We start from the raw sequence: 22,933 nt of genomic DNA on the forward strand, positions 1-22,933 counted from the left end.
GTCGAGGAGTAAACACTATGTTAGCCGTAGAATTTATCATTGTTCTGCTGGCCATATTTTTGGGGGCCCGTCTCGGTGGGATAGGTATCGGCTTTGCCGGTGGCCTAGGTGTACTGGTACTCGCTGCTATTGGCGTAAAACCAGGTACTATACCATTTGACGTTATCTCTATTATTATGGCTGTGATCGCTGCCATTTCTGCAATGCAAATTGCAGGTGGACTTGATTACTTAGTCGATCAGACAGAAAAACTACTGCGTCGTAATCCTAAATACATCACCATCCTTGCACCAATCGTGACCTATTTCCTAACCTTATTTGCTGGTACAGGGAATATCTCTTTAGCAACTTTACCCGTCATTGCAGAAGTGGCAAAAGAACAAGGCGTCAAACCTTGCCGCCCACTTTCAACTGCGGTTGTTGCAGCTCAAATTGGTATTACAGCGTCCCCAATCTCAGCGGCAGTTGTGTATATGGCCTCTGTAATGGAAAACTCCGCCATGGTCGGTGCAGGTAACACTGTTAGCTATATTACGTTGCTCGCTATTTTACTGCCATCCACTTTCCTTGCTATCATTTTGATGTCATTCATCATCTCTTGGACGTTTAACTCGAAACTGTCTGATGATCCTGTTTACCAAAAACGTTTAGCAGAAGGCTTAGTTGAACTGCGTGGTAGCCAAGTTAAAGCTATCAAACCTGGTGCAAAATCATCTGTATTTTTGTTCTTGCTAGGCGTTGTCGGTGTTGTTGTCTACGCTATTATCAACAGCCCAAGCTTAGAAATAGTCAAAACACCATTGATGAACACCACTAATGCTATCTTAATCATTATGCTGAGTGTAGCGACCCTCATCACTATTTTATGCCGAGTCAATACAGACGCGATCCTTAACTCAAGTACCTTTAAAGCCGGTATGAGCGCATGTATCTGTATTTTAGGTGTTGCATGGTTAGGTGATACATTCGTACAACATAATATTGATTGGATTAAAGCAACAGCGGGTGACCTGATCCATGAACATTCATGGATGCTAGCCGTGATCTTCTTCTTCTGCTCAGCTCTACTGTACTCACAAGCTGCAACAGCAAAAGCGTTGATGCCTATGGCACTCGCGCTTCATGTTAGCCCACTGACAGCTATCGCATCATTCTCAGCAGTATCTGGTCTGTTTATTCTACCAACATACCCAACACTGGTTGCTGCTGTACAAATGGATGATACCGGAACCACACGCATTGGCCGTTTCGTCTTTAACCATCCATTCTTTATTCCGGGCACTATTGCCGTGATCTTAGCTGTTACCTTCGGTTTCCTATTCGGCGGTATGATCCTGTAGTTATTGGATATTCTACCCATACAAAAACCCGCAATATTTTGCGGGTTTTCTTTTAAAAACTAAATAGCGTTGCACGGATAACCCAGACCGTATCCTACTAGCAGATTTATTCATACGCCATTGCACAGATAGCAGGGCATGTTTAGATTTGAATGTGCAGTCATCAAGCCATAAATCGCTATCATTCACCTCATAAAAGCAATTAAGTCATCAAAACAGCTATCCGTGATGAATTAACCTATCGTCGCGCGATTAAAGCTTCTGCCCTATTTTTAACACCTTCGCCACATTATAAGCAGTCTGCTGTAAATTAATGGCGCCTTCATTTAATGCTTCGTCGAGCGCACATAAGCGAGGCAATATGCTAAAGAAAGCATCAATGCCTTCTTGATGTAAAGCGTCCACACCTTTCCCTAACACACCACTTAATGCTATCACTGGAACATGGTATTTTGCCGCCACTTTGGCAACACCAATCGGTGCTTTCCCCCCTGCGGTTTGCCCGTCCATACTCCCTTCACCAACGATCACTAAATCAGCATCCATCATCTCTTTTTCTAAATCGACCGCTTGAATCACAATATCGATGCCCGGTTTTAGTTGTGCTCCCAAAAAGGCGGCTGCGGCGACAGATATTCCTCCAGCCGCACCACCTCCTGCTAAGTGACGGTAATCTATACCTGTTGTGCTTTTTATTACATTTGCCAGTTGATTCAGCCCACGTTCTAACATGGCAACCATTTCAGGTGTTGCCCCTTTTTGAGGACCAAATACTGTAGCGGCACCACGCTCACCAACAAGAGGGTTGTCCACATCACACGCCACATCAATGTCACAATCTTTTAAACGAGGGTCGAGACCTGAAATATCAATACTGGCGATCTTATTGAGTACTTCCCCCCCTTGGCCTAGCCGTTGTTGCTGCTCATCATAAAAAACAGCCCCTAAGGCTTGCAGCATACCAACGCCACCATCAACCGTTGCACTGCCACCAATACCTAAAATAATCTGCTGTACGCCTTTATCTAAGGCATTTTTAATTAATTGACCTGTGCCATAACTGCTGGTTAGCATCGGGTTACGCTCTTTTGGCGGAACTAACATCAATCCACTTGCAGCAGCCATTTCAATCGCTGCTGTCGTTCCTTGATGAAGCAAACCATAAGCTGCTGTTATAGGTTTATTGAGTGGATCAAATACCTCAACAGATACTCTTTCTCCGCTCGCAGCGGCAATCAACGCATCAACCGTACCTTCCCCACCATCTGCTATGGGTAGACTTAAAAACGTTGCATCAGGAAATACCGCTTGGAAGCCTTGTTTCACGGCATCGGCAGCAGATTCTGCACTCATGCTCTCTTTGAATGAATCTGGAGCTATAATAATTTTCATGATGAGTACCTATGAAAAACACGATAATTATTTAATCGTATCATGTTGATAGCTCTCATACTGCAAATTGTCTGACAGTTACCCTGATCACACCTTACCTATTTTTGTCATCAACAATATTGCTCACAAAGCAAACTGCTATAAATCAATAATGATCATTGTTATGATGGGAAGATGAGAACAATATTGTGATGGAGCTAACAATGTCAGTACAGCGCGAACAAATTTTAAGCCATGCTCTAAACCAGTTAGAAAAACAAGGCCTCTCTGCCTCTACCGAGCATCTTCTCCATGAGATAGCCCCTGATTTCAACATGATCCGCCAATTTTGGCCTGATGATGAGGCCTTAGTGTACGATTGCCTGCGTTATCATGGGCAACAGATTGAAATTTGGCAACGTCAAACACGTTTAGATGAGTCGTTAAGCCCCCAACAAAAACTTTCCGCACGCTACCAACAGCTGTACCAACGTGTTAGCGAAGGGCGTTTCCCAGGATGTTTATTTGTCTCAGCCTGTAATCACTATCCTGATCCACAGCACCCTATCCATCAACTAAGCCGAATACAAAAAGATAACTCTTTTCTATATACCAAAGAGTTATTAGATGAATTAGATATTGAAGACCCCGTGCTCGTGGCAAATCAAATGGAATTAGTTTTAGAGGGCTGTTTGAATCGTTTACTGATTCAAAGAGATATTAAAGATGTCGAAATTGCTCAGCATCTCTCAGAGGATATTTTAACTATTGCGTTATGCCGTAAAAAAGGAGCTTTAAGTTAATAAAACAGTAATCGCGCGTTAAACCAACAATTTTTGCTGAAAAAGAAAACACTCAGTTAAAAACTGCGTTTTTTTAGCAAAAATTCGTTGACGCCAACCACCTAATACGGTTTAATGCGCCCCGTTGCCCGGATAGCTCAGTCGGTAGAGCAGGGGATTGAAAATCCCCGTGTCCTTGGTTCGATTCCGAGTCCGGGCACCACGCATTTATAACCTTCGCTTCGGCGGGGGTTTTTGCTTTCTATATCATTAACTTATTGGTTTATCAGTGAATTTCATCTTTCACTCATCACCGAATCTGCTTCACGGTGGTACAGAATGGTGGTACATTCATGAGCACGATGATACAGCCAACTAAGAACAAACACGGGGTTTATAACCTCAGAATGGCAGTGCCTGCCGACCTTAAAAACACCCTCGGAAAAGGTGAGCTTAAACGTTCACTGCAAACTAAAGACCTCGCAGAAGCAAAACGTAAAGCTCCAGCCGTCATTGCCTTAATGCAAGCTGAAATTGACGCGGCAAGAAGAACTCTGCACGCTGAGCAAGCTATTACCAAAGATGATATTGAACGCATAGCCTCAAGCTGGTTAACTTTTATTCTTCCACAACCTGAACTTATTAAAGAACGCTATTTAGTCGATTCCCTCTATGGTTTAGACCTGTCGCCTGAAAGTAGGATAATTCGTTGTTACCTCGAAAAAAATGACGATTACCCTAACTACTCTGCTATGCCAGCCGATGATTTATTTAATTCTCCAGCTATCAACGTCCCTGATGATTATCAGCAACGTGATATCGAGCTGCTCCAATTGCTCAGGCATGAATTAAAGGAGTCACTTGAACTAACGCCTGTTGAACTTACGCCAACATGGAAAGTAACGTTAGCATGGCGTTTAGCTGACTATAGAATGCAAGCTGCCGAAATGCACATACTTAACATTCTGCCTAAATATGCTGCCACCGCCCAAGAAAAAGCCGCTAAACCCACAATCAGCTTTAGCATGATGTTTGAACGCTATAAAGAACATGTCCGCTATGCAGAGCCGCGTGAAGCAGAAAAGCGGATTAAAGCCTACGAGACAGCCGTCAATCGCTTTGAGGAGTTTATTGGTAGCAAACCAATAGAAGATATCACCAAGCACGACATGGCTGATTTTAGGCAACTCCTTGAGCGGCTGCCATGCCGCCCTTCTAAAGCCGTTAAAAAGCTACCGTTAAAAGAGCAAGCAGAACTCAGCGGCGAAAAAATCAGCCCCCAAACGGCCAGAAATCAACTCATGGCCTTGTCGTCTATTTTTCGCTTAGCCACTGAGGATGAGCTTATTTCAGAAAACCCTGTTAGCTTAATGCCTAAACGTAAACGGCAACGCCAAACGCCTAAAGAACGTGGTTTCACTCGTGATGAAATCGCTCTTATCTTTAACACTCCACTCTTCCACGGTGAAGAAACGCCTCATGGTGCAATGGCCTACTGGGTGCCAATCATTCTGTACTATACAGGTGCCAGAGTTGAAGAAATTACTCAGCTCTATACTGAAAATATCATCAGGGATAGCGGCATTTATTGCATTCAAATCGAATCGACTGGCGAACAATCAACGAAAACAGGGTTACCTCGTGTTGTGCCGCTTCACAGCCACATCATTGATTTAGGCTTCCTTGAATACGTTAAAAGCCGTAATCACTATCTATTTACTGAACGAAAAAACCCCTCAGGCAAGTCGTCTTATAATTTCCTTCGCTGGTGGGGCAAGTACATTCGAAGCCACGGTATCACTCGTAAAGAAATCAAACAGACTCATGGCTTTAGGCATACGTTTATCACTCATTGCCGAAGCATCAACGCCAGAAAAGATATCCAAAATGACATTACAGGTCATGCTCAAGAAGACGTTAGCGGTGGGTATGGCTCATACCCTATTGAAGCCAAGAAAGAGCTGATTCAAACGATACCTCGGTTAGAACTTCCCGTACTGGATATCTGGAAGCGATCATAACCCCTTCGAATCTACGGCGTGGTCATCCATGCCGATTTCATTGACAAAACCATCTATTAACCAAGCTGTATTTAGCTTACAAATATTTACAATACTAGTTTTTACAGCACCCATCTAACAAATTCAAAGTTGAGGCATTTAGGCATAAAAATATTGCTTTACAACAAGATAGCAAGAAAGTAATCTACTTCCATAGCTCAGCAAGCTTATCTGATGATGGAGTTCGACTCCATCCGGAAGGTGTTCCACGGCCTTCCATTGTGTGCCACCGCAAAAGATGTGGCTTGAGATTAACATTATGCTTAAGCATGATTTTAAACTTCTAAATAGCAGCACCTCAATAAGCAATACTTTCACACAAATAACAGGTATCAATGCCATTTCTTGTGGTTCAAACATTCTAGAGCCAGAAGATAAGACCTGCCCATGTTGCAATCATAAAGATTGTTTTCGCTTGTATACTGATAGCAACCAATACCATTGCTATTCTTGCGAAGAACACGGTAGCGTACTTGACTTAGTATTGAAACTCAAAGGGCTAACGGATGTCGTTGAAGCTGCTCGCTATCTCACTAGCACGAGTGAAATTCCATCAATTGCACCTGTAGAAATCAGAGTCGAAGAAGATAGCCGAGATCATAACTTGATTTCAAGCGTGTTCACGGATATTGCCCTGTACTATGCCCAAAATCTGACTGACGAAGCATTAGACTATCAAGTTGAGCAACGTGGACACTCACCGCGATTGCTTGAGCAACACCGTATCGGTTTTGCAGATGGGCAATGTTACGCCACGCTCTCCGGTGAATATGATGATGAAACCCTCTTAGCTACCGGCATGTTTCGTGAAGTTAATGGTCGCATTATCGATATCGTACCTGCTGGGGTATATGTCTACCCGCACTTTCACAATGGAAGGATCGTTCGCTTTACCTTTAAAGACCCGAAAAAGGCCTTCAAGTTTCAGCAACCGAAAAAATACTGGTTGCCAGAAGCGCATTGGTACGGACAGCAAACACTGGAAAAGCCCGGAACGATTGCCCTTGTCGAAGGTGAAAATGATGCCTTGACGCTAATTGAAGCAGGATATACTGCCCCTGTACTTGCATCGATTGGCTCACTTAGCCAGTCGCAAGTTGATTATATCAATTCTTTGGGGCGTCCTATCAATACTTACTTTGATAATGATGATGCTGGTGACCGATACCGTTCTAAATTCCCATCTGCAACGCATTACATTGTGCCACAACGTGGCAGTGATATTGATGAGTTTATTCGTCAAGGTGGCGATTGGCAAGCACTCGAAGCTGAGCAAACATTTATACCGCTGACAGAAACACCCGTCACCAACCTACCGAACTCCTGCGGTGCTGAGGGCTTCAATGACGTGGGTAATGCTAACCGTCTTGCCCGTCGGTTTGGTCATGATTTATGCTATGTTCGTGAAACTGATAGCTTCATTCATTTTATTGATAATCAATGGAAGCCAGCTGGTGTTCAGGTCATGGAATACCCCAAGCAAGTTGCCGCTGACATGCTAGCAGAAGGTCATAAAGTGCTTGCAGACGACGACAACAAAGGTACTCAACTGATAAAAGCAGCCGGACAACTTCATAACCTACCGAAGTTAAAGGCGATGATTGAATTGGTGAAGCCTAAATTGGAAGTGCGTACAATTGACCTTGACGCTGATCCTATGTTACTCGGGGTCGCCAACGGCGTTATAGACTTAAACACGGGTGAATACCGTGAGAACCGCCGTCGTGACTTTATCACACGTTATACGCCAGTTGATTTCAATCCGAATGCAAAATGCCCAACATGGGTGCGATTCATTAATGATATCACCGTCGGCGATACTGAACTCGCTAGCTTCTTGCAACGGCTGGTGGGTTACTTCTTAACAGGCCGAACAGATGAACAGCTCTTGTTTTTCTTCTACGGTCACGGCAGCAATGGCAAATCGACGTTCATTCAGGTTATTCAGTCACTGATGGGCAGCTATGCGACACAGATAAACAGTGACGTCCTCATGATGAATAAAAACAGCGGAGGTCCTAATGCCTCATTAGCCAAGTTGCCGGGGAAACGGTTAGTCGTTGCCAATGAATTGCCTGAAAATGGTCGCCTTGATGACACGCTCATTAAAGCCATGACAGGCGGCGATACCTTAGTCGCACGGCAAGTATACGGCAAGCACGAGCTGGAGTTTCAATCGCAATTCAGCCTAGTAATTATCGGCAACCACAAGCCTGCCATTTACGATATGTCTCACGGTATGTGGCGTCGGATGTGCTTAATTCCTTTTGCGGCAAACTTCACGGCAGCACAGATTGACCCTGAGTTACCCGTAAAATTAGGCAGGGAGATGCAAGGTATCTTAAACTGGGCACTGGAAGGCGTACAGGCATGGCATGCCGAAGGCCTTAAACGCTCACTCCCTGCGGCGGTCATTGCGGCTAACGACGAGTATCGACAAGAAAGCGACCTCATCGGTGAATTCCTCGAAGGTTGCAGGCTAGAACCGGATGCTTACACCGCTGCCAGTGATCTGTACAGTGCATTTCTAAGCTTTGCCAGTGAAGGGAACGAATGGCGAATGACGCAACGTATTTTCACGAAGAAGATGGTTGAGCGTGGCTTTAAGAAGATCCGCCGTAACAATAAGGCCAGCTTTCGCGGTATCGCTCTGATTGACCATGAGCTAGGCTCTGTGACCAATAAAGAAAGTTCAATCTTTACTGTTTAAAACCTCAGTGCCGATTAAACGGCATATAAGTAAACTTTTTCTGTGAGTTTTCTCTATGGAAAGTTTATAAAAATGCTGATAAATCGGCACTCAATTCTTTCTCTTTATGAGCAAAGAATAGATAACATGCCAACGGAGAAAACACCATGGCAAAACACAAAATCACCGTCTATGCGACTGAGTATCAGACTAACCTTCTTGAAAAAGCTTTTGATATTAACTTGATCGTTAAAGGTGCTCTACCTGACGAAATTGAAGATAAAATTCTTAAGCATATAAAAAAAACACACTACGAAAGCCGCCTATCCGAAGTGGATGTACTCTGGAAGGCCAGATGCCTAAAAGAGTTACTTGACCCTTTTGGAGGTGTGGATATGGAGTTTCGTGATAGATATGCAAACTCTAAACCATTAAAACGAGCTTATCCAAAGGTCACATGGCTATAACTACCAGCAGGGGCAACCCTGCTCAATAATTGCCCTAACAACCGGTATAAGCTCCTTGAAACAACAATCAGGAGCTTATCATGAAGCAACAAATACACGAAGTCCGTGAGTACCTATCACAACAGCTTTACCGAACAGAACAGCTGTCATCCCCAAAAGATACCGAAGATTTTCTAGCCGTCCACCTTGGCGATAAAGAGCAAGAAGTCTTTGCTGTGATTTTTCTTAATGGTCAGAATCAGGTGATTCAGTACGCTGAAATGTTCAACGGCACCATTAACTACACCAGCATTTTTCCCCGAGAGATTGCCAAGTTAGGCTTAAAACTTAACGCTGCTAACATCATTTGTGCCCATAACCACCCATCTGGTACGCCAACGCCGTCAGAAAGCGACATTGCAGCGACCCGAACATTAAAAGAGACAATGAAGCTGCTCGACATCACACTACTCGATCATATCATTGTTGCAGGCGGTAAAACAGTTTCTCTGGCTGAAAGAGGTCTGGTATGAAAACAGTTCTGTTGACTGCTTTCATTAAAGGACTCATCACCGCAGCCTTTCACATTCTAAAAACGATATCAACAGCTTACTGTTAACCTAACTCAAATTTCATTATCACACCTACCAATAAGCATGCCTTAACGGCACTCCACCGAATGAACAGTGTAACAAGGCTTACAGGCCTGCCAAAACCCTTGTTTGTAGTTTTGGCATGTTTACACATCTTAGCATGCTCTATTGGCAGGGTCTGGAGGAAATAATGGCTATTGTTGGCTACGCCCGTGTATCCACACGAGGCCAAAGCTTAGATGCACAACTCAATGCATTACAAGACTGCGACAAAGTGTTCAAAGAGATCATCAGCGGTGCAAAAGACAACCGCCCCGAACTCATGGCATTGCTTGATTACGTTCGTGAAGGCGACACGGTGAAAGTTACCAAGCTCGACCGCCTAGCACGCAACACAAAGCATCTGCTGGAAATTTCAGACCACTTAGAAGCAAAACAAGTCCGACTGCTCATTATGAACATCGGCATTGATACAGGTACGCCTACGGGCAAACTGATGTTAACCATGATTGGTGCCATCGCCACGTTCGAACGTGAAATCATGCTAGAGCGTCAAGCCGAAGGTATCGCCTTGGCTAAGCAGCAAGGCAAATACATAGGCCGCAAAGCAACGGCTAGGGAGAAATCACAAGAAATCATTGAGCTGGTTGAACTTGGACTCAGTAAGCCGGACATATCGCGTCAACTCGGCATTGGCATTACTAGCATTTATCGAATCATCAGGGAAAACCGCCCTGATTTACTGGAAAAAAGGTAATGAAGTACTTAAAAATCATCCTAACACTAGCTGTATTGTATACCACTGTTGGCTATGCCAGCACTGTCAATATAAAGCTTGTATGCACAAATGGTATTCGGTTAGACATGATAATACCTGACGATGTTAAACAATCATCAATCTCAATGGAAGGTTTACCTTTTCTACCATTCAGTCATTACGAAGGAACAACAGATAACCCAATCGCCATATTTGCAAACAAAGAATACTACATCAAAACGTTAATAAAAATTCATGACCAAAAAGGAAGGTCAGAAATGTTTTTACTTTTTCGTGATCGCTGGATTCCTTGTACATCAACAAAAGCAACGCAACAGTAAGAACATCAGGAAACTAACTTATGACAAACATTTCAAAACTCTTGTTAATCATTGGCTGCTTAGTTGCTATTGGTTCAATCTTATACACTCAAGAAATAATCGGAGCGTATACCTTTAGCACATATCGTTTCTATACTGATACAGTATTTGTCAGAATTTTGCTATTCATTACCTCATTAATCATATCTGCAAGCTTCTACCCTGCCTTTGCTGATACAATTGAATCAAGAGCAAAAACTGACATAGCCCAAGGTATCGCATGCATTATCATTGGAGTAGTCGTCTCACTATTCTATATGTACGAATTTAATAGCATTGTCCTCTATGCGCTATCAATTGCGACTCCAATATCCATTGGTATTGGCATGAATATATTAACCAAAGGAAAGCGTTTACCTAACAAATATATTACATTATGTATATTAGTCATCATGCTATTAGCTGCTTATCCCTTTGTAACAATGAACTTGTTTGATACTGATGAATATTCACGCCGTATGGGGAATCTAATATACCATGGGGGAACTGGTATCTATGTCATAATTGCTTCAATTATCGGCTCTATTAGTATGATTTATCTCACAGAAAAGCATAAAGACAAAGAAAGGTTGTTTACCCCAGAAGAATTCATATCAACATTAACCAAGCTATCAGCATTATTTGATGCCAATATGATTACTCAAGAAGAATTAGACAGCAAAAAGAGAGAACTAATCTATGAAATATCGCTTACCTCACTAAAGATAGACTCACTGGAATTTCTTGCTGAGTTAGCTCCATTAAAGCAAAATGGAATACTGACCGATGAAGATATCGCCAGTATCAAAAAGATAATTTAGTTGTATTGACTCAGACTCGACAGGTTTTGTAGATAAAATCTGTCGAGTCTGAGCGGGCATCCGGCATTAACTAACTATAAATATAATGAGCACTAAATTATCATATCATTTCCGCCAGTGTTAGAGGCTTGAAATTCAAATAGAAAGGGAATCTATTTGTATTAGATATTTATCTATTTCTGTTAATTTCACCTGTATTTTACTTGCCATCTTTTCCCTGTAAGCCTTTTGTTTATCATCTGAATAGTAAAGTTCACCATCAATTCCGGTATAGCTTTTTCCATTATTCATGGCGAAGGTTACGCCCTCCATTTCACCTCTATACAAGGCAATACGTTCATAGCATTCTGAAATTTGGGTGCTTAATAACTGGATGCGAGCAGTCTTTTGTGAAATTTGACGCTGCTCATCCGCAGCTTCTCCACTTTGATAAAGTTCTTTTCTCTGAGATAAGTACGTTTTTATCAAAAACAGCAGTGTTATCAAGGATATAAATGGATTAAGAACACCGCCGAAATAATCTCCTAAAACTCCCCAGTCAGATGGATCACTTGATATAGAACTATTATAGAAGTTAAAAATGTAACTCCCAACTATAATAACCAGACAACATGCGAAAAAAATCATTAGGAACGTTATAAATATTTTTTCTTTTTTCATTTAATTTCCACACTATAAAAAATAGAAGTAGCTGAATACAATAATCATAAGGCTGCAAGCAATATTAACAAAGAACTCAAGAAATAATGATACCCACTCTTGATGTAAAGCGAGCTGTTAGCTTTTTGTATGGTCAAATCTGGCCTTGTACAATTTGGCACTTATCCACCAGCTAGATTATAACCTCTAGCTGGTCATAAAAAACTTGAAAAATGGTACAAAACAGTGGTACATTGCTCCTCGAAGCGAAAACGTAACCGACTGTTAATCAATAAAAAGTTGGTATAGAACGCGTATCCTTGGTTCGATTCCGAGTCCGGGCACCACCTTATTATCAACAGACGTCAACCGACGTCTGTTTTTGTTTGTAAAGCCCGCTAAAATCAACACTCTCCCAAAGTTTCAACTCAACTGAATTCTACTCGATTCTACCCACATCAACCCCATTGTGCGGGTACAATTGCGGGTATACACTGGTTCGATAGAATTTTGTACCCACTTTATCTCTCAGGAAGCTCACTATGGCACTGACTGACGCTAAAATTCGGGCGGCTAAACCCGATGTGAAATCCTATAAATTAACCGATGGTTCAGGATTGCACTTATTGGTTCACACTAATGGTTCTAAGTACTGGCGATTACGCTATCGCCACTTAGGTAAAGAGAAAACCTTAGCATTGGGTTTATACCCTGATGTCTCTTTATCAGAGGCGCGTTTAAAACGTGATGAAGCAAGAAAATTGATTGCTGACGGTATTGACCCGTGCGAACAAAAACGTGTGGCTAAAGCAGCTTCTGATGCTAATCTCTCTTTTGAAACCATCGCAAGACAATGGCATGCCAGCAATAAAAAATGGTCTGAATCACACAGTGAAAAGGTTTTAAAGAGTTTGGAGTCGCATGTCTTTCCTTATATTGGATTACGCGATATCACTACCCTCAAAACCCCTGACCTGCTTATTCCTATCCGTGCAGCAGAAAGTAAAGAGATTTATGAGATAGCTGCGCGTTTACAGCAACGTATCGCTGCTGTCATGCGTTATGCGGTGCAATCCGGTATTATTGGCTATAACACTGCTATTGATACCGCAGGGGCTGTAACGACTGTACAACGCCAACATCGTCCAGCTCTTAACCTTGACCGTCTACCTGAACTCATTGCCCGTATCGATGCTTATAAAGGGCAGCCCGTCACTCGACTAGCCGTGATGTTAAATTTATTAGTGTTTATTAGGTCAAGCGAACTTCGCTATGCGCGTTGGTCTGAAATTGACTTCGATAAAGCCTTATGGACGATTCCTGCTCAGCGAAAGCCTATACCCGGCGTTAAATTCTCACACAGAGGCGCTAAAATGCGCACTCCGCATTTAGTTCCCCTTAGCCACCAAGCCATCACTATACTGAAAGAAATTTGGGCATGGACGGGTGAACATGAATTGATCCTAACGGGCGCTCATAATTCTTTTAAACCCATGAGTGAAAATACAGTCAATAAAGCCTTACGTGTGATGGGCTATGATACGAAGACTGAAATTTGTGGACACGGTTTTAGAACGATGGCGTGTAGTTCATTAGTTGAATCAGGTTTATGGTCGAAGGATGCAGTAGAAAGGCAAATGAGCCACCAAGAACGTAACTCAGTGAGGGCTGCTTATATTCATAAGGCAGAACATATTGATCAACGCCGATTAATGGTGCAATGGTGGGCGGATTACTTGGATGCTAATCGGGAACAAACGATTTCGCCATTCGACTTTGCCAAGTTGAATAATCCAATGAATCACTAAGACTTTATCCATGTCATATAGGAGAGCCATTTGCAATACGAGGAGTCGAATACTACGGTAGTATGCCGACTACATCGATTCATTGAGAAATGGTGGAAATATTCTTCATGGGAATTTTAATCACCAAAAAGCATAGTCATTAATCACTATATCGTAATACGTCTTATTCAATATCTATACACCACTAAAAGCCCCTGTTCTCACGGACTGGGGCTTTTTTGCTTTTAAATCAACCTAAAAGGAAATTATCATGGAAAATTACATTCGTTGCCCGGCCTGCGATTCAACTCGCATTCGTGAACGTCATATAGGGAAAAAGACAGGAGCTGTTGCTGGTGGCGTATCAGGCGCACTAGCTGGAGCGTCTATCGGCTCTGCTGTTCCTGTTGTAGGGACGATTGCTGGTGCTGCGGTAGGGGCTCTATTTGGACGTTTAGTCGCTGGAGCTACTGCTGGGGCTGTGAGTGGTTCAGCTTTAGATGGCGTGGTATTTGATCGTTATGAATGTATCGAGTGTGAATACACGTTTGATTGATAGCCATAAGTTAACGGAAACCCCTGATGGGGTTTCATCTCTTAGGAGTCTGTGAGTCTGAACTGACCCTAGTTTATTGGACAATTGGACAGGGGCTTTTTTCGTTTTAACCCACGCAAATTGAGATCATGATAGAAAGCATAACATGTTATCGGGATTGTAAGGCAACTCATTATCCTGCTCTAAACCGTCATTAATCATTTTTAAAGCGAGTTGCCTGTTTTTCAGCTGATTGGCTTTTTATATCAATATCATCTTCTAAAGGGAAATAGCTCCCTTTATCAAAATATCGCCATTAATTAAACTCAATACATCAATAATAGGACACGAATATGCGTATAACTGCGACGGCTTCCCCATGCCTAAAATCGGGGATGATTTCTGTTTTTATCACAAATTTAGGAAAATATAACGAAGGAGTGCTGGTTGGTGAGTGGCTTGAGCTTCCGGCAACCTCAAAAGAAATAGAACACTGTTTAATGCGGATTGGCATTGATGGTATTCACTATGAAGAGTATTTCTTGACCGACTATGAATCCTCCATTGATGGCCTTTCTTCTTACATTTCAGAATACAGTCTTTTAGATGAGTTGAACGAGTTAGCCTCGCGATTAGCCATGTTATCGCCTGATGAAATTGACCGTTATCAGGCAGCAATTGAAATCGGTTCTTCAACGAGTTCAATCCATGATTTAATTCATTTAGCGGATAATTTAGATTCTTTCCTGCAATTAGCGGGGGTCAATAATGAATATGATTTAGGTTATTACTGGATAGAAGAAAGTGGTTGTTATGATTTAGCGCAACTGGGTCATTTATCCCATTACTTTGACTATGAACGCTATGGACGTGATGTTTGTCTTGAACAAGGGGGGATTTTTCACAGTGGAGGATATGTTTATCATACGGGTGGGTAGATAGGATAACAGAATGAGAGTCAAACCGCTTTCATCTCTTAAGGCGGAAAATAAAGAATGCTGTGGTACCCCAATAACATCCATAAGCTAGAACGTTAATCAAACTAAACTCTATTTTAAGCCATCTTTACGGACATCCGTAAAGATGGCTATTATGGTGTTCTTTTTTTATTTAATGCAAACCATTAAATGGATACTTATCTTCCTGTGATGACAAATGCACTAGTAGAAGCAACCACCATTTTAGCGGCTTCGAGTTTAAACTCTGCTGAATATTGCTTAACCATGTGCTCACCTGTGATGTTATTGAGGCAAGAATATCACCTCTAGTCAGGTGGCCAAATTAACTATGCCACTTCACTTCTAATGTGACAGGGATACCATTAATTTTCATCAAACTATCACCTTCAACGATAATATCTATTTTTTTACATGAAGGGCAATAAACCGAGTCGCCCACACAGGCGACTCCTTGGATTTGTTTGGCTAGAGAAGAAGCTGTAAGTGCACTACCTCCAGTATTCGTAGTATCATTTTTTAAAATGATTTTCTACCGTTTACGATACTTCGCATCATTGCACCATTTATCTGATATTTGAATATTCAAATTTTTCTAACTTAGCTATTTCAAGAACGGCCTAATAAAACAAGTCATTGATATTTAAATGGATATCAAATTAAATCCAAGATCTAGCACATCCTCAAGTTCACAATCTTTAGAAATTATTTCAGTAACATGTTTGGGTACTTTATGCTCTGAAAAAACTTAACGCAATAAGATTTAAATATTAAATCATTATGGGGGCGCCCATCATATCACTTGATACAAAATGTATATGTCTTTTTGACAGTTTATTGATGTCCTCTGTTCATTTCACTGAAAATCAATATTCATCACGCATACTCAATCACCAATTTTTACCCTAATATCGAACGACAAAAACAACAGCAATGCGTAATATGTCAAATTTAGTTTCAGAATGTGTGTTAATATTTCAATCGCAATCTGGTAACTCACGTTATCATTTCCCAAGAAACTTAACATCTTATAAAAAATCTATTTAAAATCATAAAGTAATACACATAAAATCAAAAATCATTGGCAATAACGATCAATATAAATCAAATCAATAGCCATGAACTATCACAAACAGCAAAATTGATCGTCTTAAACTATTTCCCTCTCCTCTTAATTTACCTTAGTCTTTAGCACCAATAGTTTTGATATTAACCATATTTTACTTCAATAAAACAAGTGAATCATGTTAATGAGATACAACATATTAAATATAAATGTTCGCATAGGTGCATTTTTTCGAAAACATAGAAGATTACTAGGTATATCGGGGGAAAAACTAGGTCAAAAATTAGGTCTTTCCCAGCAACACATCTCTCGACTAGAACGAGGACAAGCAACATTTTCAATCGACATCATTCTGCAATTATTAAATGAGATTGATAAAACGTTACTTGATTTAATTATTGAAGTATTTTATGAAGATTCCGGTGAAGTTTTAATTGAATATCAAAGTTTACAACAATTCAGTACTGAATTAACGCAAAAAAACTAGCCTGCATTTTACATTAATCTATTTTTCTGGGATTATTTTAAGTTTTAAGATGAATTAGATTGGCTATTTATGTTGATTTTTAATTAAAGTTTTATTTTTTATTACATAAAAATTGGATTATGTATGCTTAAGCGTATTCACTTTATTCTAACATTGTTATTAATGAGCATAACAACATCAGTATGTGCCTCACCTTCCATTGGTATTGGTAGTATGTATGATATATTTAATCCTGATTCTAAAAATATAACTAAGCGAGTTTATAATACAGGAACATCTACTGCATTTGTTAGGGTTGATGTTCTTGAAATTACACCTGGAGATAAAGGAATTTCTATTGAATCATCACAAAAAACGATTAATGGAAATAAATTAGAAAAAGATAGATTAATTGTATCTCCTTTAAGATTGATTATACCTCCATCTGGATTTCAATCTGTTAGAATGATTTGGCCTGGAGAAAGAGAAAAAGAACGCTATTTTAGAGTTCGATTTACTCCTGTCCTTCCTCAGGAAAATGATGGGTTTGAAATGAATAAAGATGCAATTGAAAAATATAAAAAAGAAGCATTAGATGTTGGAGTAAATGTTTTAACAGGCTATGGAAGTATTGTGATAGTTCAGCCCAGAGATCCTATTTTTAATACTGTTATTAATAAAAGTAATGGTCATATTAAAGTGATAAATGATGGTAATGCTACTATTGTTTTAGAAGATATTCGGTATTGTAACTTGAATTCTATTGATTGTGATATATCAACTCGACAATTCATTTTACCTGGAAAAACCTTCAATTTAGAAAATAAATCAGAAAGTAAGATTAGTTTTACCTTAGTTGAAGGTAGTAAAAAGAAATTACTAAATTATTAATATCATCAAATAGGTTTAATCTTTGAAATTTATAATTTAGTTATAATGTTGTTTATATGTTGTTTATATGTTGTTTATATTTTATATGAGGTTATTTAAATGTTAAAAAAATCATTAATGGTTACTTTGTTATCTGGTGCTACTTTTGCTTCTATGTTTGCAAATGCAGCCGATGAGCAAAGCTATACGATTGAATTATCAGCGACAATCCCAGCTGAGACTTTTCAGGTTATCCCTGTTGAGAGTGGTTGGATTAATCAAACTCAAGAAATGGTTTATGATTTAGGTACCAAGAAATTGCAAGCTTTTTCAAAGCAATTTCAATACAAAAATACATCTGGTGGTATTCAGGCAACATTAACTAATACAGATGCAAAGGGTGATCCTCTTTTATCTAATGGGTCAGAGACTATTCCATTAGCTGTGACATTTAATGGTGTTAAATTAAGTAATGAAGCCGCTCTTGTTGTTGCTGCAGATCAAGCAAAAGCAGGTGGTCGTACTGACCTTCGTATTACTCAAAAAGAGAATAAGGAGTTAACGGAAGCAGGTTCATTTACAGGGCAAGTTTCTATGGTCTTTGAACCCGCTTTAGTTGTCACACCGCCATCAGATAATTAATTTTTAAAATCAACTGATGCTTTTTATTTAATAATGCCTGCCATTTATATGGCAGGCATGTACGGATAATTCCCTGATGAAAGTATTACTCCCTTTACTTCTTATTCCTAGTATTGCTATTGGTTCAGACATTCTTTTAGCGAATAATTCTATAAAAATACCTAATGACTTTAGAAATTATTTTTATAACTCTGAAGTTATGGTTCAAGTTTATCTTAATGACCTACCATTATTTGATGGTTCATTTTTGCTTAACGAAGATGGAGAGATCAGTCTTATTCAAATTTTTGATGAGGAAAACTCTTTCGACCAAGCTGTTAAAGATGAATGGAAAATAGCCTTAACTAAAGGTATATCTTTAGGTGAGTGCAATAAAAATTGTCCAAATGGATTAATGTCGGCAGATTATCGTTTAGATACATCTGCGTTAAAGTTATATACATCAAAATATGAGATACAAAAGACTAACAATGCTTATATCTCGTTACCTCAAACTGTATCAAATGGCGTTATTATGCATAATAATGTATCTGCTGTTTCAACAGGTGATTCTCATGCATGGAATTTGAATTCTTCTGTTGTTTCATCTTTATTAGGTTGGACACAGAAAGTATCATTCCAAACGTATAGTTCAAGTCAAAGAAATCAATCTCAAGAAACTAATATCTATGAGCTTTATACTCAAAAAGAGTTACAAGGTGATTTTTTTAGATTTGGGCTATTTTCTCCTGATAGTGATAAAGGAAATGTAGAAACAAATGGATTTAGCACTGGTTCTGTTACGGGAGTTATGTGGGGAACATCAAATACTTTACTTGTAAATGAGGAAAGCGTTAGTGCGTCTCCTATTTATGTTACGGCAGCAAACCCTGCTGTTGCTGAAATTTGGCGTGATGGCAAGCTTATTTATTCACAGCAGCTTCAATCGGGAGTTCAAGCATTAGATACTCGACGTTTGCCTAGCGGCATTTATGACATCACGATTAATATTTTGGAAAATGGGAAAATTGTAGATACACAACTATCACAGATATACAAACCATTAGGTTGGCGAAATCCAACTCAAAAGTGGCGAGTTAATGTATGGGGAGGAATAAAGCAGGACCTAACATTTGGTGATCATAAAAAGCAAGATAATGATTCTTCTATTATGGGGGGAGGGGCAGTTGATTATCTTTTAACTCCTAGAGTTGTACTAGGTAGTAGTATACAAAAAACAAAACTTGAAAACCAAATTAGTGCTCGGACCGATATCAATATATCGCCAAATAATAGTTTTTATGGTCAATATATTATCAGAGATGGCGAACGTCAAAAGAATCAAAGTATAGATCTTCGTTATTATCGAAATCTGTTCGCAGGAGGTTCGATGAGTTCTTTTTGGCGACATACATCTAATGATTCAAACAATCAGTTCAGATCTGATCGTTACGTTGGCAATACATGGGGGACTTCCTTATATACTAAATTACCATGGTCAAGTTCATTGACATTAAATGGACAGTATACAAAAAGCTCTTCAAGAGAAGGATTTGGTATTGATGCTGCAATAAATAAAAATACAACCTTAGCAGATAGAAATGTGAGTTTTCGGTTGAGTGCTTATGATAGACCTGGTTTTAATCAAGAGAAAAGAGAGCAAGGCATCACGATAGGGGTAAGTTTTTCTTTAGCTCCTCGAGAATCACAGATCTTATCTATGAATATTGGAATGAACGATAAAAATAATTATTCAAGCCTAGATTATCAATGGAAGCCACAAGATAACAACAATTTTAAATGGTTGGGGGCGGGGGTTTCTGAAAATGCAGGGCGCGTATCAATTAATGGGAATGGTGCGATAGAAACTCGTTCTCTTAGTAGTGACTTTTATACTCAGCATAATATACAAGAACATAGTACTACATCTGGGATTAACTTAAGCCAGACTCTTGCTTTTGGAGGCGGTAAAATTGCTATAGATAGCGGTTCTAATGGCGTGGGAATGGATTCTGCATTTATTGTTGACTTAGAGTCTGATAATCCCAGTTTAAATATAATGGCATCAGATAGTCTCACTGATACCAAATTATATCCAGGGAGAAATGTTATACCCGCAGCCTTATGGAAAAAAGAAAGTATTCAGTTTTATAGTGCAGGAAATAGTAATGCGAAGGTTTTTCCTAGTAGTGAATATGTACAAATGAATCGAGGTAGTGTGAAGTATTTAAAATTAAAAGCAGTTAAAGCAACAGTACTCATCGGTGTTTTACAAGATAGCCATGGTCAAATATTAAAACATCGCCAAGTCGATAGTGATATAGCGCGTGGTGTAATTAATGCAGATGGAGTTCTAACATTGGAAATGGGAGAAAATAATAAAACACTAACGGTGTTAGATAAGGATTTATCACCTACATTATCTTGCACTCTTCCTGAGGAACCGTCTAATAATGTTCAGTTTTATTCGACTATTCATTGTCAACCTATTGGAGGAGCATAATGCATTATCCTTATTATATACTAGGACTATTTTTGTTGATAAGCAGCTTTATTGCTCCGTCCGCAACTATTGACTTAATCGCAAAAATTGAGCCGAGCATTAACAATGATACTGTTGTATTTACTAATATGACCCCTCAGGAGGGATACTGTGTTACATTGCCACAACAATGCCCTTCAGAAGTCAGTATTAATTTACCGTTATCTACAAAAATTTCGTACCCGATAAAGGCGAACAATGAACCACGGCAAGGAGCATACTTTAATTTTCCAAAAACAGAGAAAATTATTACTGTTAGAAATCATAGTACTGGAGAACCGTTTGATGTCAAATTTAGAATAACAAATTTTGCTGCGCGATATGAACGTAACATAGGACAACAAGATTGGATTGGTGGTTCCTTTGTGTATACTCCTGATGGAAAGGGGTGTGGGTATGGCGGAGTTGGTTATGGTGGTTCGGTTGGTTATGAGTTTATGTGGAAAACTCTCGATAATACTAATCCATGTTATAAAATTAGCACAATAGACAGAGATGAACCAGCACTCTTTTACCAGATGAGCATCGGCTATTCATTAAAAGCCAAAGATTCTCTTTTAACTGTTGGTTCTGGTATATATGACGGTAAAATTTCTTTTAGCGTTGGACCCGGTGGTGATTTTGATTTTGGTGATAATTATCTGGCCAGTGATAGAATTGTTGATATTAATCTTAGACTCATAGTTAATCATGACTTAATTGTCAAAACATCTCCTGATGATCGTATTCTAGCATTGGAACCCTGCAAAAATGGTAAAGTATGTACACAAGAGCAAGGAAGAAATAACTGGGAGCGTTGGATGGTTAGTAGGATCACACCTGAAATGACAGCTAAAAGTAATTTTCAATTATCCTCTAGTGGCGCTTTTACTGTTTATTTGCAATGTGAGTATGAGATAGGTGAGAATTGTGCATTGAAAAGTGATAAAAATGAACAGCTTGTACCTATTCAATCTTATTTAACATTGCCTGATAATATTATTAGCCAACAAACAAATAATCGTGTGATTCATGCTCCTATGTCTATTCAAAAAGATAATTCGAATATCTTTATATCACAACATATAGGGAGTAATCGTAACGGTAGTATTGATTTTTTAATTAATCAGCGAAATGTCGATACAATGTTAATGACTCGACCTGATACATATCGAGGGGTTGTTACTGTTATTTTCGATCCCAATATTTATGGGATATAAAGATATTTTTTTATTTTGAACAGATGGTCACTTTATATTATTTTATAAAGTGACCATTTTTTATATTTTATCGAAAAAATCTATAGGGAAAACATACAACGCTCTAAAATATATAATTACAGTATCTATATCAATGTGATTAACGCTTTTTTATATTGATTATATGATCATCAGTATCACTTATATGTCCATTGTACAACGCTTGCTTAAAATTTTCGCCTTCGTGTATTTTTATACTATGTTTGTTTTCTATTTTTTTGATTTTACTAAAAATACTCATTTTAAACCCCTTTCTTTTTAAAATACCTAAATGATGATTATACAAATTTAATGTATTGGCATACGTCTATGCTCATTATAAATTCAATTTTTACTTTCTTTAAATAGGCTGTTTAATTGCTCGACTTATAGTACCTCTGCTACAGCCTAAAACTTTTTGAACTTGGCTCCATGAGTGGCCGCTATCTAGTAAACGGTTGATTGCATCATATCGATTTTGATTTACCTGACGGCCTTTATATTTTCCTTCTTTTTTAGCTTTTTCTATTCCCTGTTTTTGTCTTTCACGACGTTGCTCATAATCACGTCGTGCAACTGCGGCTAACATATCAAGTAACATATCGTTAATAGCGGCAAACAGTCGACTATCAAAATCATTCATATTTGCAGATAGCCAAGTTGTCGGTACATTAATAGCCATGACACGGATATCTTTTTGGTGGATCATTTTTTTCAATTTATTCCAATCATCCATAGTTAACCTAGAGAGCCGGTCAACATCTTCAATTAATAAAATATCTTGAGTTTGACAATCCTTAAGAAGCCGAAACAACTCTGGGCGATCTAAACGTGAACCTGATTCATTTTCAATGTAGTAATTACAAATAGTCAGCCCTCGTTCTTTAGCGAATGCTTCCATTGAGTTTTGAGCACGAGTTGCATCTTGTTCTGATGTTGATGCTCGAAGGTAAGCCCTAACAAAGCGATTTGGTACTGTTGAGGTCATTATAGAGAACCAGTTCTATTTAAGTGGT

21 protein-coding genes, 1 tRNA gene and 1 pseudogene are annotated in these 22,933 nt (G+C 39.3%); 18 read left to right on the plus strand and 5 right to left on the minus strand.

Annotation, left to right across the window (positions count from 1 at the left end; translation table 11 throughout):
* Positions 1 to 17: 17 nt before the first annotated feature.
* On the plus strand, positions 18 to 1,340 hold the full coding sequence (locus tag I3B46_RS18455) for an anaerobic C4-dicarboxylate transporter (RefSeq protein ID WP_004925858.1): 1,323 nt from the start codon (positions 18 to 20) through the stop codon (positions 1,338 to 1,340).
* Between the two features lie 252 nt (positions 1,341 to 1,592).
* On the opposite strand, the gene I3B46_RS18460 is transcribed toward I3B46_RS18455, so the two are convergent.
* Positions 1,593 to 2,732 (minus strand): glycerate kinase, encoded by a 1,140-nt coding sequence (locus I3B46_RS18460; RefSeq protein ID WP_072502743.1) that lies wholly within the window; start codon positions 2,730 to 2,732, stop codon positions 1,593 to 1,595.
* A gap of 203 nt (positions 2,733 to 2,935) precedes the next feature.
* On the opposite strand from I3B46_RS18460, the gene dicD reads away from it, so the two are divergent.
* The 9 genes from dicD (at position 2,936) to I3B46_RS18505 (ending at position 11,218) form a co-directional block, all read left to right on the plus strand.
* Positions 2,936 to 3,514 carry a division control transcriptional repressor DicD gene (dicD, locus tag I3B46_RS18465; RefSeq protein WP_036942948.1) on the plus strand — a complete coding sequence of 193 codons (579 nt, stop codon included), beginning with the start codon at positions 2,936 to 2,938 and terminating at the stop codon, positions 3,512 to 3,514.
* A gap of 126 nt (positions 3,515 to 3,640) precedes the next feature.
* Positions 3,641 to 3,716 (plus strand) — tRNA-Phe (locus I3B46_RS18470).
* Between the two features lie 130 nt (positions 3,717 to 3,846).
* Positions 3,847 to 5,514 carry a site-specific integrase gene (locus I3B46_RS18475; protein ID WP_196993104.1) on the plus strand — a complete coding sequence of 556 codons (1,668 nt, stop codon included), beginning with the start codon at positions 3,847 to 3,849 and terminating at the stop codon, positions 5,512 to 5,514.
* Between the two features lie 298 nt (positions 5,515 to 5,812).
* On the plus strand, positions 5,813 to 8,263 hold the full coding sequence (locus I3B46_RS18480; protein WP_196993105.1) for a phage/plasmid primase, P4 family: 2,451 nt from the start codon (positions 5,813 to 5,815) through the stop codon (positions 8,261 to 8,263).
* 146 nt (positions 8,264 to 8,409) lie between these two features.
* Complete coding sequence (locus tag I3B46_RS18485) at positions 8,410 to 8,709, plus strand: hypothetical protein (RefSeq protein ID WP_196993106.1); 300 nt, start codon at positions 8,410 to 8,412, stop codon at positions 8,707 to 8,709.
* Positions 8,710 to 8,789: 80 nt separating this feature from the next.
* Positions 8,790 to 9,221, plus strand: a complete 432-nt coding sequence (locus tag I3B46_RS18490) for a JAB domain-containing protein (protein ID WP_081335901.1) — start codon at positions 8,790 to 8,792, stop codon at positions 9,219 to 9,221.
* Positions 9,222 to 9,471: 250 nt separating this feature from the next.
* Entirely contained in the window at positions 9,472 to 10,038 is a 567-nt protein-coding gene (locus I3B46_RS18495) for a recombinase family protein (RefSeq protein WP_154610426.1), read from the plus strand.
* Positions 10,038 to 10,379 (plus strand): hypothetical protein, encoded by a 342-nt coding sequence (locus I3B46_RS18500; protein WP_196993107.1) that lies wholly within the window; start codon positions 10,038 to 10,040, stop codon positions 10,377 to 10,379. Before I3B46_RS18495 ends, I3B46_RS18500 begins: the two co-directional genes overlap by 1 nt.
* Positions 10,380 to 10,399: 20 nt before the next feature.
* Positions 10,400 to 11,218 carry an SHOCT domain-containing protein gene (locus I3B46_RS18505; protein WP_196993108.1) on the plus strand — a complete coding sequence of 273 codons (819 nt, stop codon included), beginning with the start codon at positions 10,400 to 10,402 and terminating at the stop codon, positions 11,216 to 11,218.
* A 135-nt stretch (positions 11,219 to 11,353) separates the two neighbouring features.
* Here the strand turns inward: I3B46_RS18505 and I3B46_RS18510 are convergent, their stop codons facing one another.
* Positions 11,354 to 11,878, minus strand: a complete 525-nt coding sequence (locus I3B46_RS18510; RefSeq protein ID WP_196993109.1) for a hypothetical protein — start codon at positions 11,876 to 11,878, stop codon at positions 11,354 to 11,356.
* Positions 11,879 to 12,399: 521 nt separating this feature from the next.
* Here I3B46_RS18510 and I3B46_RS18515 point away from each other — a divergent pair.
* The 3 genes from I3B46_RS18515 (at position 12,400) to I3B46_RS18525 (ending at position 15,117) form a co-directional block, all read left to right on the plus strand.
* Entirely contained in the window at positions 12,400 to 13,665 is a 1,266-nt protein-coding gene (locus I3B46_RS18515) for a tyrosine-type recombinase/integrase (protein ID WP_196993110.1), read from the plus strand.
* 250 nt (positions 13,666 to 13,915) lie between these two features.
* Positions 13,916 to 14,200 (plus strand): hypothetical protein, encoded by a 285-nt coding sequence (locus I3B46_RS18520; protein WP_008913927.1) that lies wholly within the window; start codon positions 13,916 to 13,918, stop codon positions 14,198 to 14,200.
* Positions 14,201 to 14,532: 332 nt separating this feature from the next.
* Positions 14,533 to 15,117 (plus strand): antirestriction protein ArdA, encoded by a 585-nt coding sequence (locus I3B46_RS18525; protein WP_163762176.1) that lies wholly within the window; start codon positions 14,533 to 14,535, stop codon positions 15,115 to 15,117.
* Between the two features lie 343 nt (positions 15,118 to 15,460).
* On the opposite strand, the pseudogene I3B46_RS18530 reads toward I3B46_RS18525, so the two are convergent.
* Positions 15,461 to 15,690 (minus strand): annotated as a pseudogene (locus I3B46_RS18530) (PAAR domain-containing protein).
* Positions 15,691 to 16,385: 695 nt separating this feature from the next.
* Here I3B46_RS18530 and I3B46_RS18535 point away from each other — a divergent pair.
* The 5 genes from I3B46_RS18535 to I3B46_RS18555 all read left to right on the plus strand — a co-directional run bounded on the left by I3B46_RS18535 (position 16,386) and on the right by I3B46_RS18555 (position 21,899).
* Positions 16,386 to 16,688, plus strand: a complete 303-nt coding sequence (locus tag I3B46_RS18535; protein WP_163762230.1) for a helix-turn-helix domain-containing protein — start codon at positions 16,386 to 16,388, stop codon at positions 16,686 to 16,688.
* Between the two features lie 123 nt (positions 16,689 to 16,811).
* Entirely contained in the window at positions 16,812 to 17,558 is a 747-nt protein-coding gene (locus I3B46_RS18540; protein WP_163761887.1) for a hypothetical protein, read from the plus strand.
* A gap of 99 nt (positions 17,559 to 17,657) precedes the next feature.
* On the plus strand, positions 17,658 to 18,179 hold the full coding sequence (locus I3B46_RS18545) for a CS1 type fimbrial major subunit (RefSeq protein ID WP_163761886.1): 522 nt from the start codon (positions 17,658 to 17,660) through the stop codon (positions 18,177 to 18,179).
* Between the two features lie 76 nt (positions 18,180 to 18,255).
* Positions 18,256 to 20,661 (plus strand): TcfC E-set like domain-containing protein, encoded by a 2,406-nt coding sequence (locus I3B46_RS18550; RefSeq protein WP_163761885.1) that lies wholly within the window; start codon positions 18,256 to 18,258, stop codon positions 20,659 to 20,661.
* Positions 20,661 to 21,899 (plus strand): hypothetical protein, encoded by a 1,239-nt coding sequence (locus I3B46_RS18555; RefSeq protein ID WP_196993111.1) that lies wholly within the window; start codon positions 20,661 to 20,663, stop codon positions 21,897 to 21,899. The genes I3B46_RS18550 and I3B46_RS18555 overlap by 1 nt, the downstream gene beginning before the upstream one ends.
* A gap of 139 nt (positions 21,900 to 22,038) precedes the next feature.
* Here the strand turns inward: I3B46_RS18555 and I3B46_RS18560 are convergent, their stop codons facing one another.
* Both I3B46_RS18560 and I3B46_RS18565 read right to left on the minus strand, forming a co-directional pair.
* Positions 22,039 to 22,179 (minus strand): hypothetical protein, encoded by a 141-nt coding sequence (locus tag I3B46_RS18560; protein ID WP_163761883.1) that lies wholly within the window; start codon positions 22,177 to 22,179, stop codon positions 22,039 to 22,041.
* Positions 22,180 to 22,278: 99 nt separating this feature from the next.
* Positions 22,279 to 22,905, minus strand: a complete 627-nt coding sequence (locus I3B46_RS18565; protein ID WP_163762177.1) for a recombinase family protein — start codon at positions 22,903 to 22,905, stop codon at positions 22,279 to 22,281.
* Between the last annotated feature and the right edge of the window lie 28 nt (positions 22,906 to 22,933).

It is taken from the genome of Providencia sp. 2.29 (assembly GCF_015832305.1).
Lineage (GTDB): Bacteria > Pseudomonadota > Gammaproteobacteria > Enterobacterales > Enterobacteriaceae > Providencia > Providencia stuartii.

Excerpts from the sequence above, each read along its gene's own strand:
- I3B46_RS18455 (WP_004925858.1), top strand. The coding sequence starts at position 18 with ATGTTAGCCGTAGAATTTATCATTGTTCTGCTGGCCATATTTTTGGGG.
- I3B46_RS18460 (WP_072502743.1), bottom strand. The coding sequence starts at position 2,732 with ATGAAAATTATTATAGCTCCAGATTCATTCAAAGAGAGCATGAGTGCA.
- dicD (WP_036942948.1), top strand. The coding sequence starts at position 2,936 with ATGTCAGTACAGCGCGAACAAATTTTAAGCCATGCTCTAAACCAGTTA.
- I3B46_RS18475 (WP_196993104.1), top strand. The coding sequence starts at position 3,847 with ATGAGCACGATGATACAGCCAACTAAGAACAAACACGGGGTTTATAAC.
- I3B46_RS18480 (WP_196993105.1), top strand. The coding sequence starts at position 5,813 with ATGCTTAAGCATGATTTTAAACTTCTAAATAGCAGCACCTCAATAAGC.
- I3B46_RS18485 (WP_196993106.1), top strand. The coding sequence starts at position 8,410 with ATGGCAAAACACAAAATCACCGTCTATGCGACTGAGTATCAGACTAAC.
- I3B46_RS18490 (WP_081335901.1), top strand. The coding sequence starts at position 8,790 with ATGAAGCAACAAATACACGAAGTCCGTGAGTACCTATCACAACAGCTT.
- I3B46_RS18495 (WP_154610426.1), top strand. The coding sequence starts at position 9,472 with ATGGCTATTGTTGGCTACGCCCGTGTATCCACACGAGGCCAAAGCTTA.
- I3B46_RS18500 (WP_196993107.1), top strand. The coding sequence starts at position 10,038 with ATGAAGTACTTAAAAATCATCCTAACACTAGCTGTATTGTATACCACT.
- I3B46_RS18505 (WP_196993108.1), top strand. The coding sequence starts at position 10,400 with ATGACAAACATTTCAAAACTCTTGTTAATCATTGGCTGCTTAGTTGCT.
- I3B46_RS18510 (WP_196993109.1), bottom strand. The coding sequence starts at position 11,878 with ATGAAAAAAGAAAAAATATTTATAACGTTCCTAATGATTTTTTTCGCA.
- I3B46_RS18515 (WP_196993110.1), top strand. The coding sequence starts at position 12,400 with ATGGCACTGACTGACGCTAAAATTCGGGCGGCTAAACCCGATGTGAAA.
- I3B46_RS18520 (WP_008913927.1), top strand. The coding sequence starts at position 13,916 with ATGGAAAATTACATTCGTTGCCCGGCCTGCGATTCAACTCGCATTCGT.
- I3B46_RS18525 (WP_163762176.1), top strand. The coding sequence starts at position 14,533 with ATGCGTATAACTGCGACGGCTTCCCCATGCCTAAAATCGGGGATGATT.
- I3B46_RS18535 (WP_163762230.1), top strand. The coding sequence starts at position 16,386 with ATGAGATACAACATATTAAATATAAATGTTCGCATAGGTGCATTTTTT.
- I3B46_RS18540 (WP_163761887.1), top strand. The coding sequence starts at position 16,812 with ATGCTTAAGCGTATTCACTTTATTCTAACATTGTTATTAATGAGCATA.
- I3B46_RS18545 (WP_163761886.1), top strand. The coding sequence starts at position 17,658 with ATGTTAAAAAAATCATTAATGGTTACTTTGTTATCTGGTGCTACTTTT.
- I3B46_RS18550 (WP_163761885.1), top strand. The coding sequence starts at position 18,256 with ATGAAAGTATTACTCCCTTTACTTCTTATTCCTAGTATTGCTATTGGT.
- I3B46_RS18555 (WP_196993111.1), top strand. The coding sequence starts at position 20,661 with ATGCATTATCCTTATTATATACTAGGACTATTTTTGTTGATAAGCAGC.
- I3B46_RS18560 (WP_163761883.1), bottom strand. The coding sequence starts at position 22,179 with ATGAGTATTTTTAGTAAAATCAAAAAAATAGAAAACAAACATAGTATA.
- I3B46_RS18565 (WP_163762177.1), bottom strand. The coding sequence starts at position 22,905 with ATGACCTCAACAGTACCAAATCGCTTTGTTAGGGCTTACCTTCGAGCA.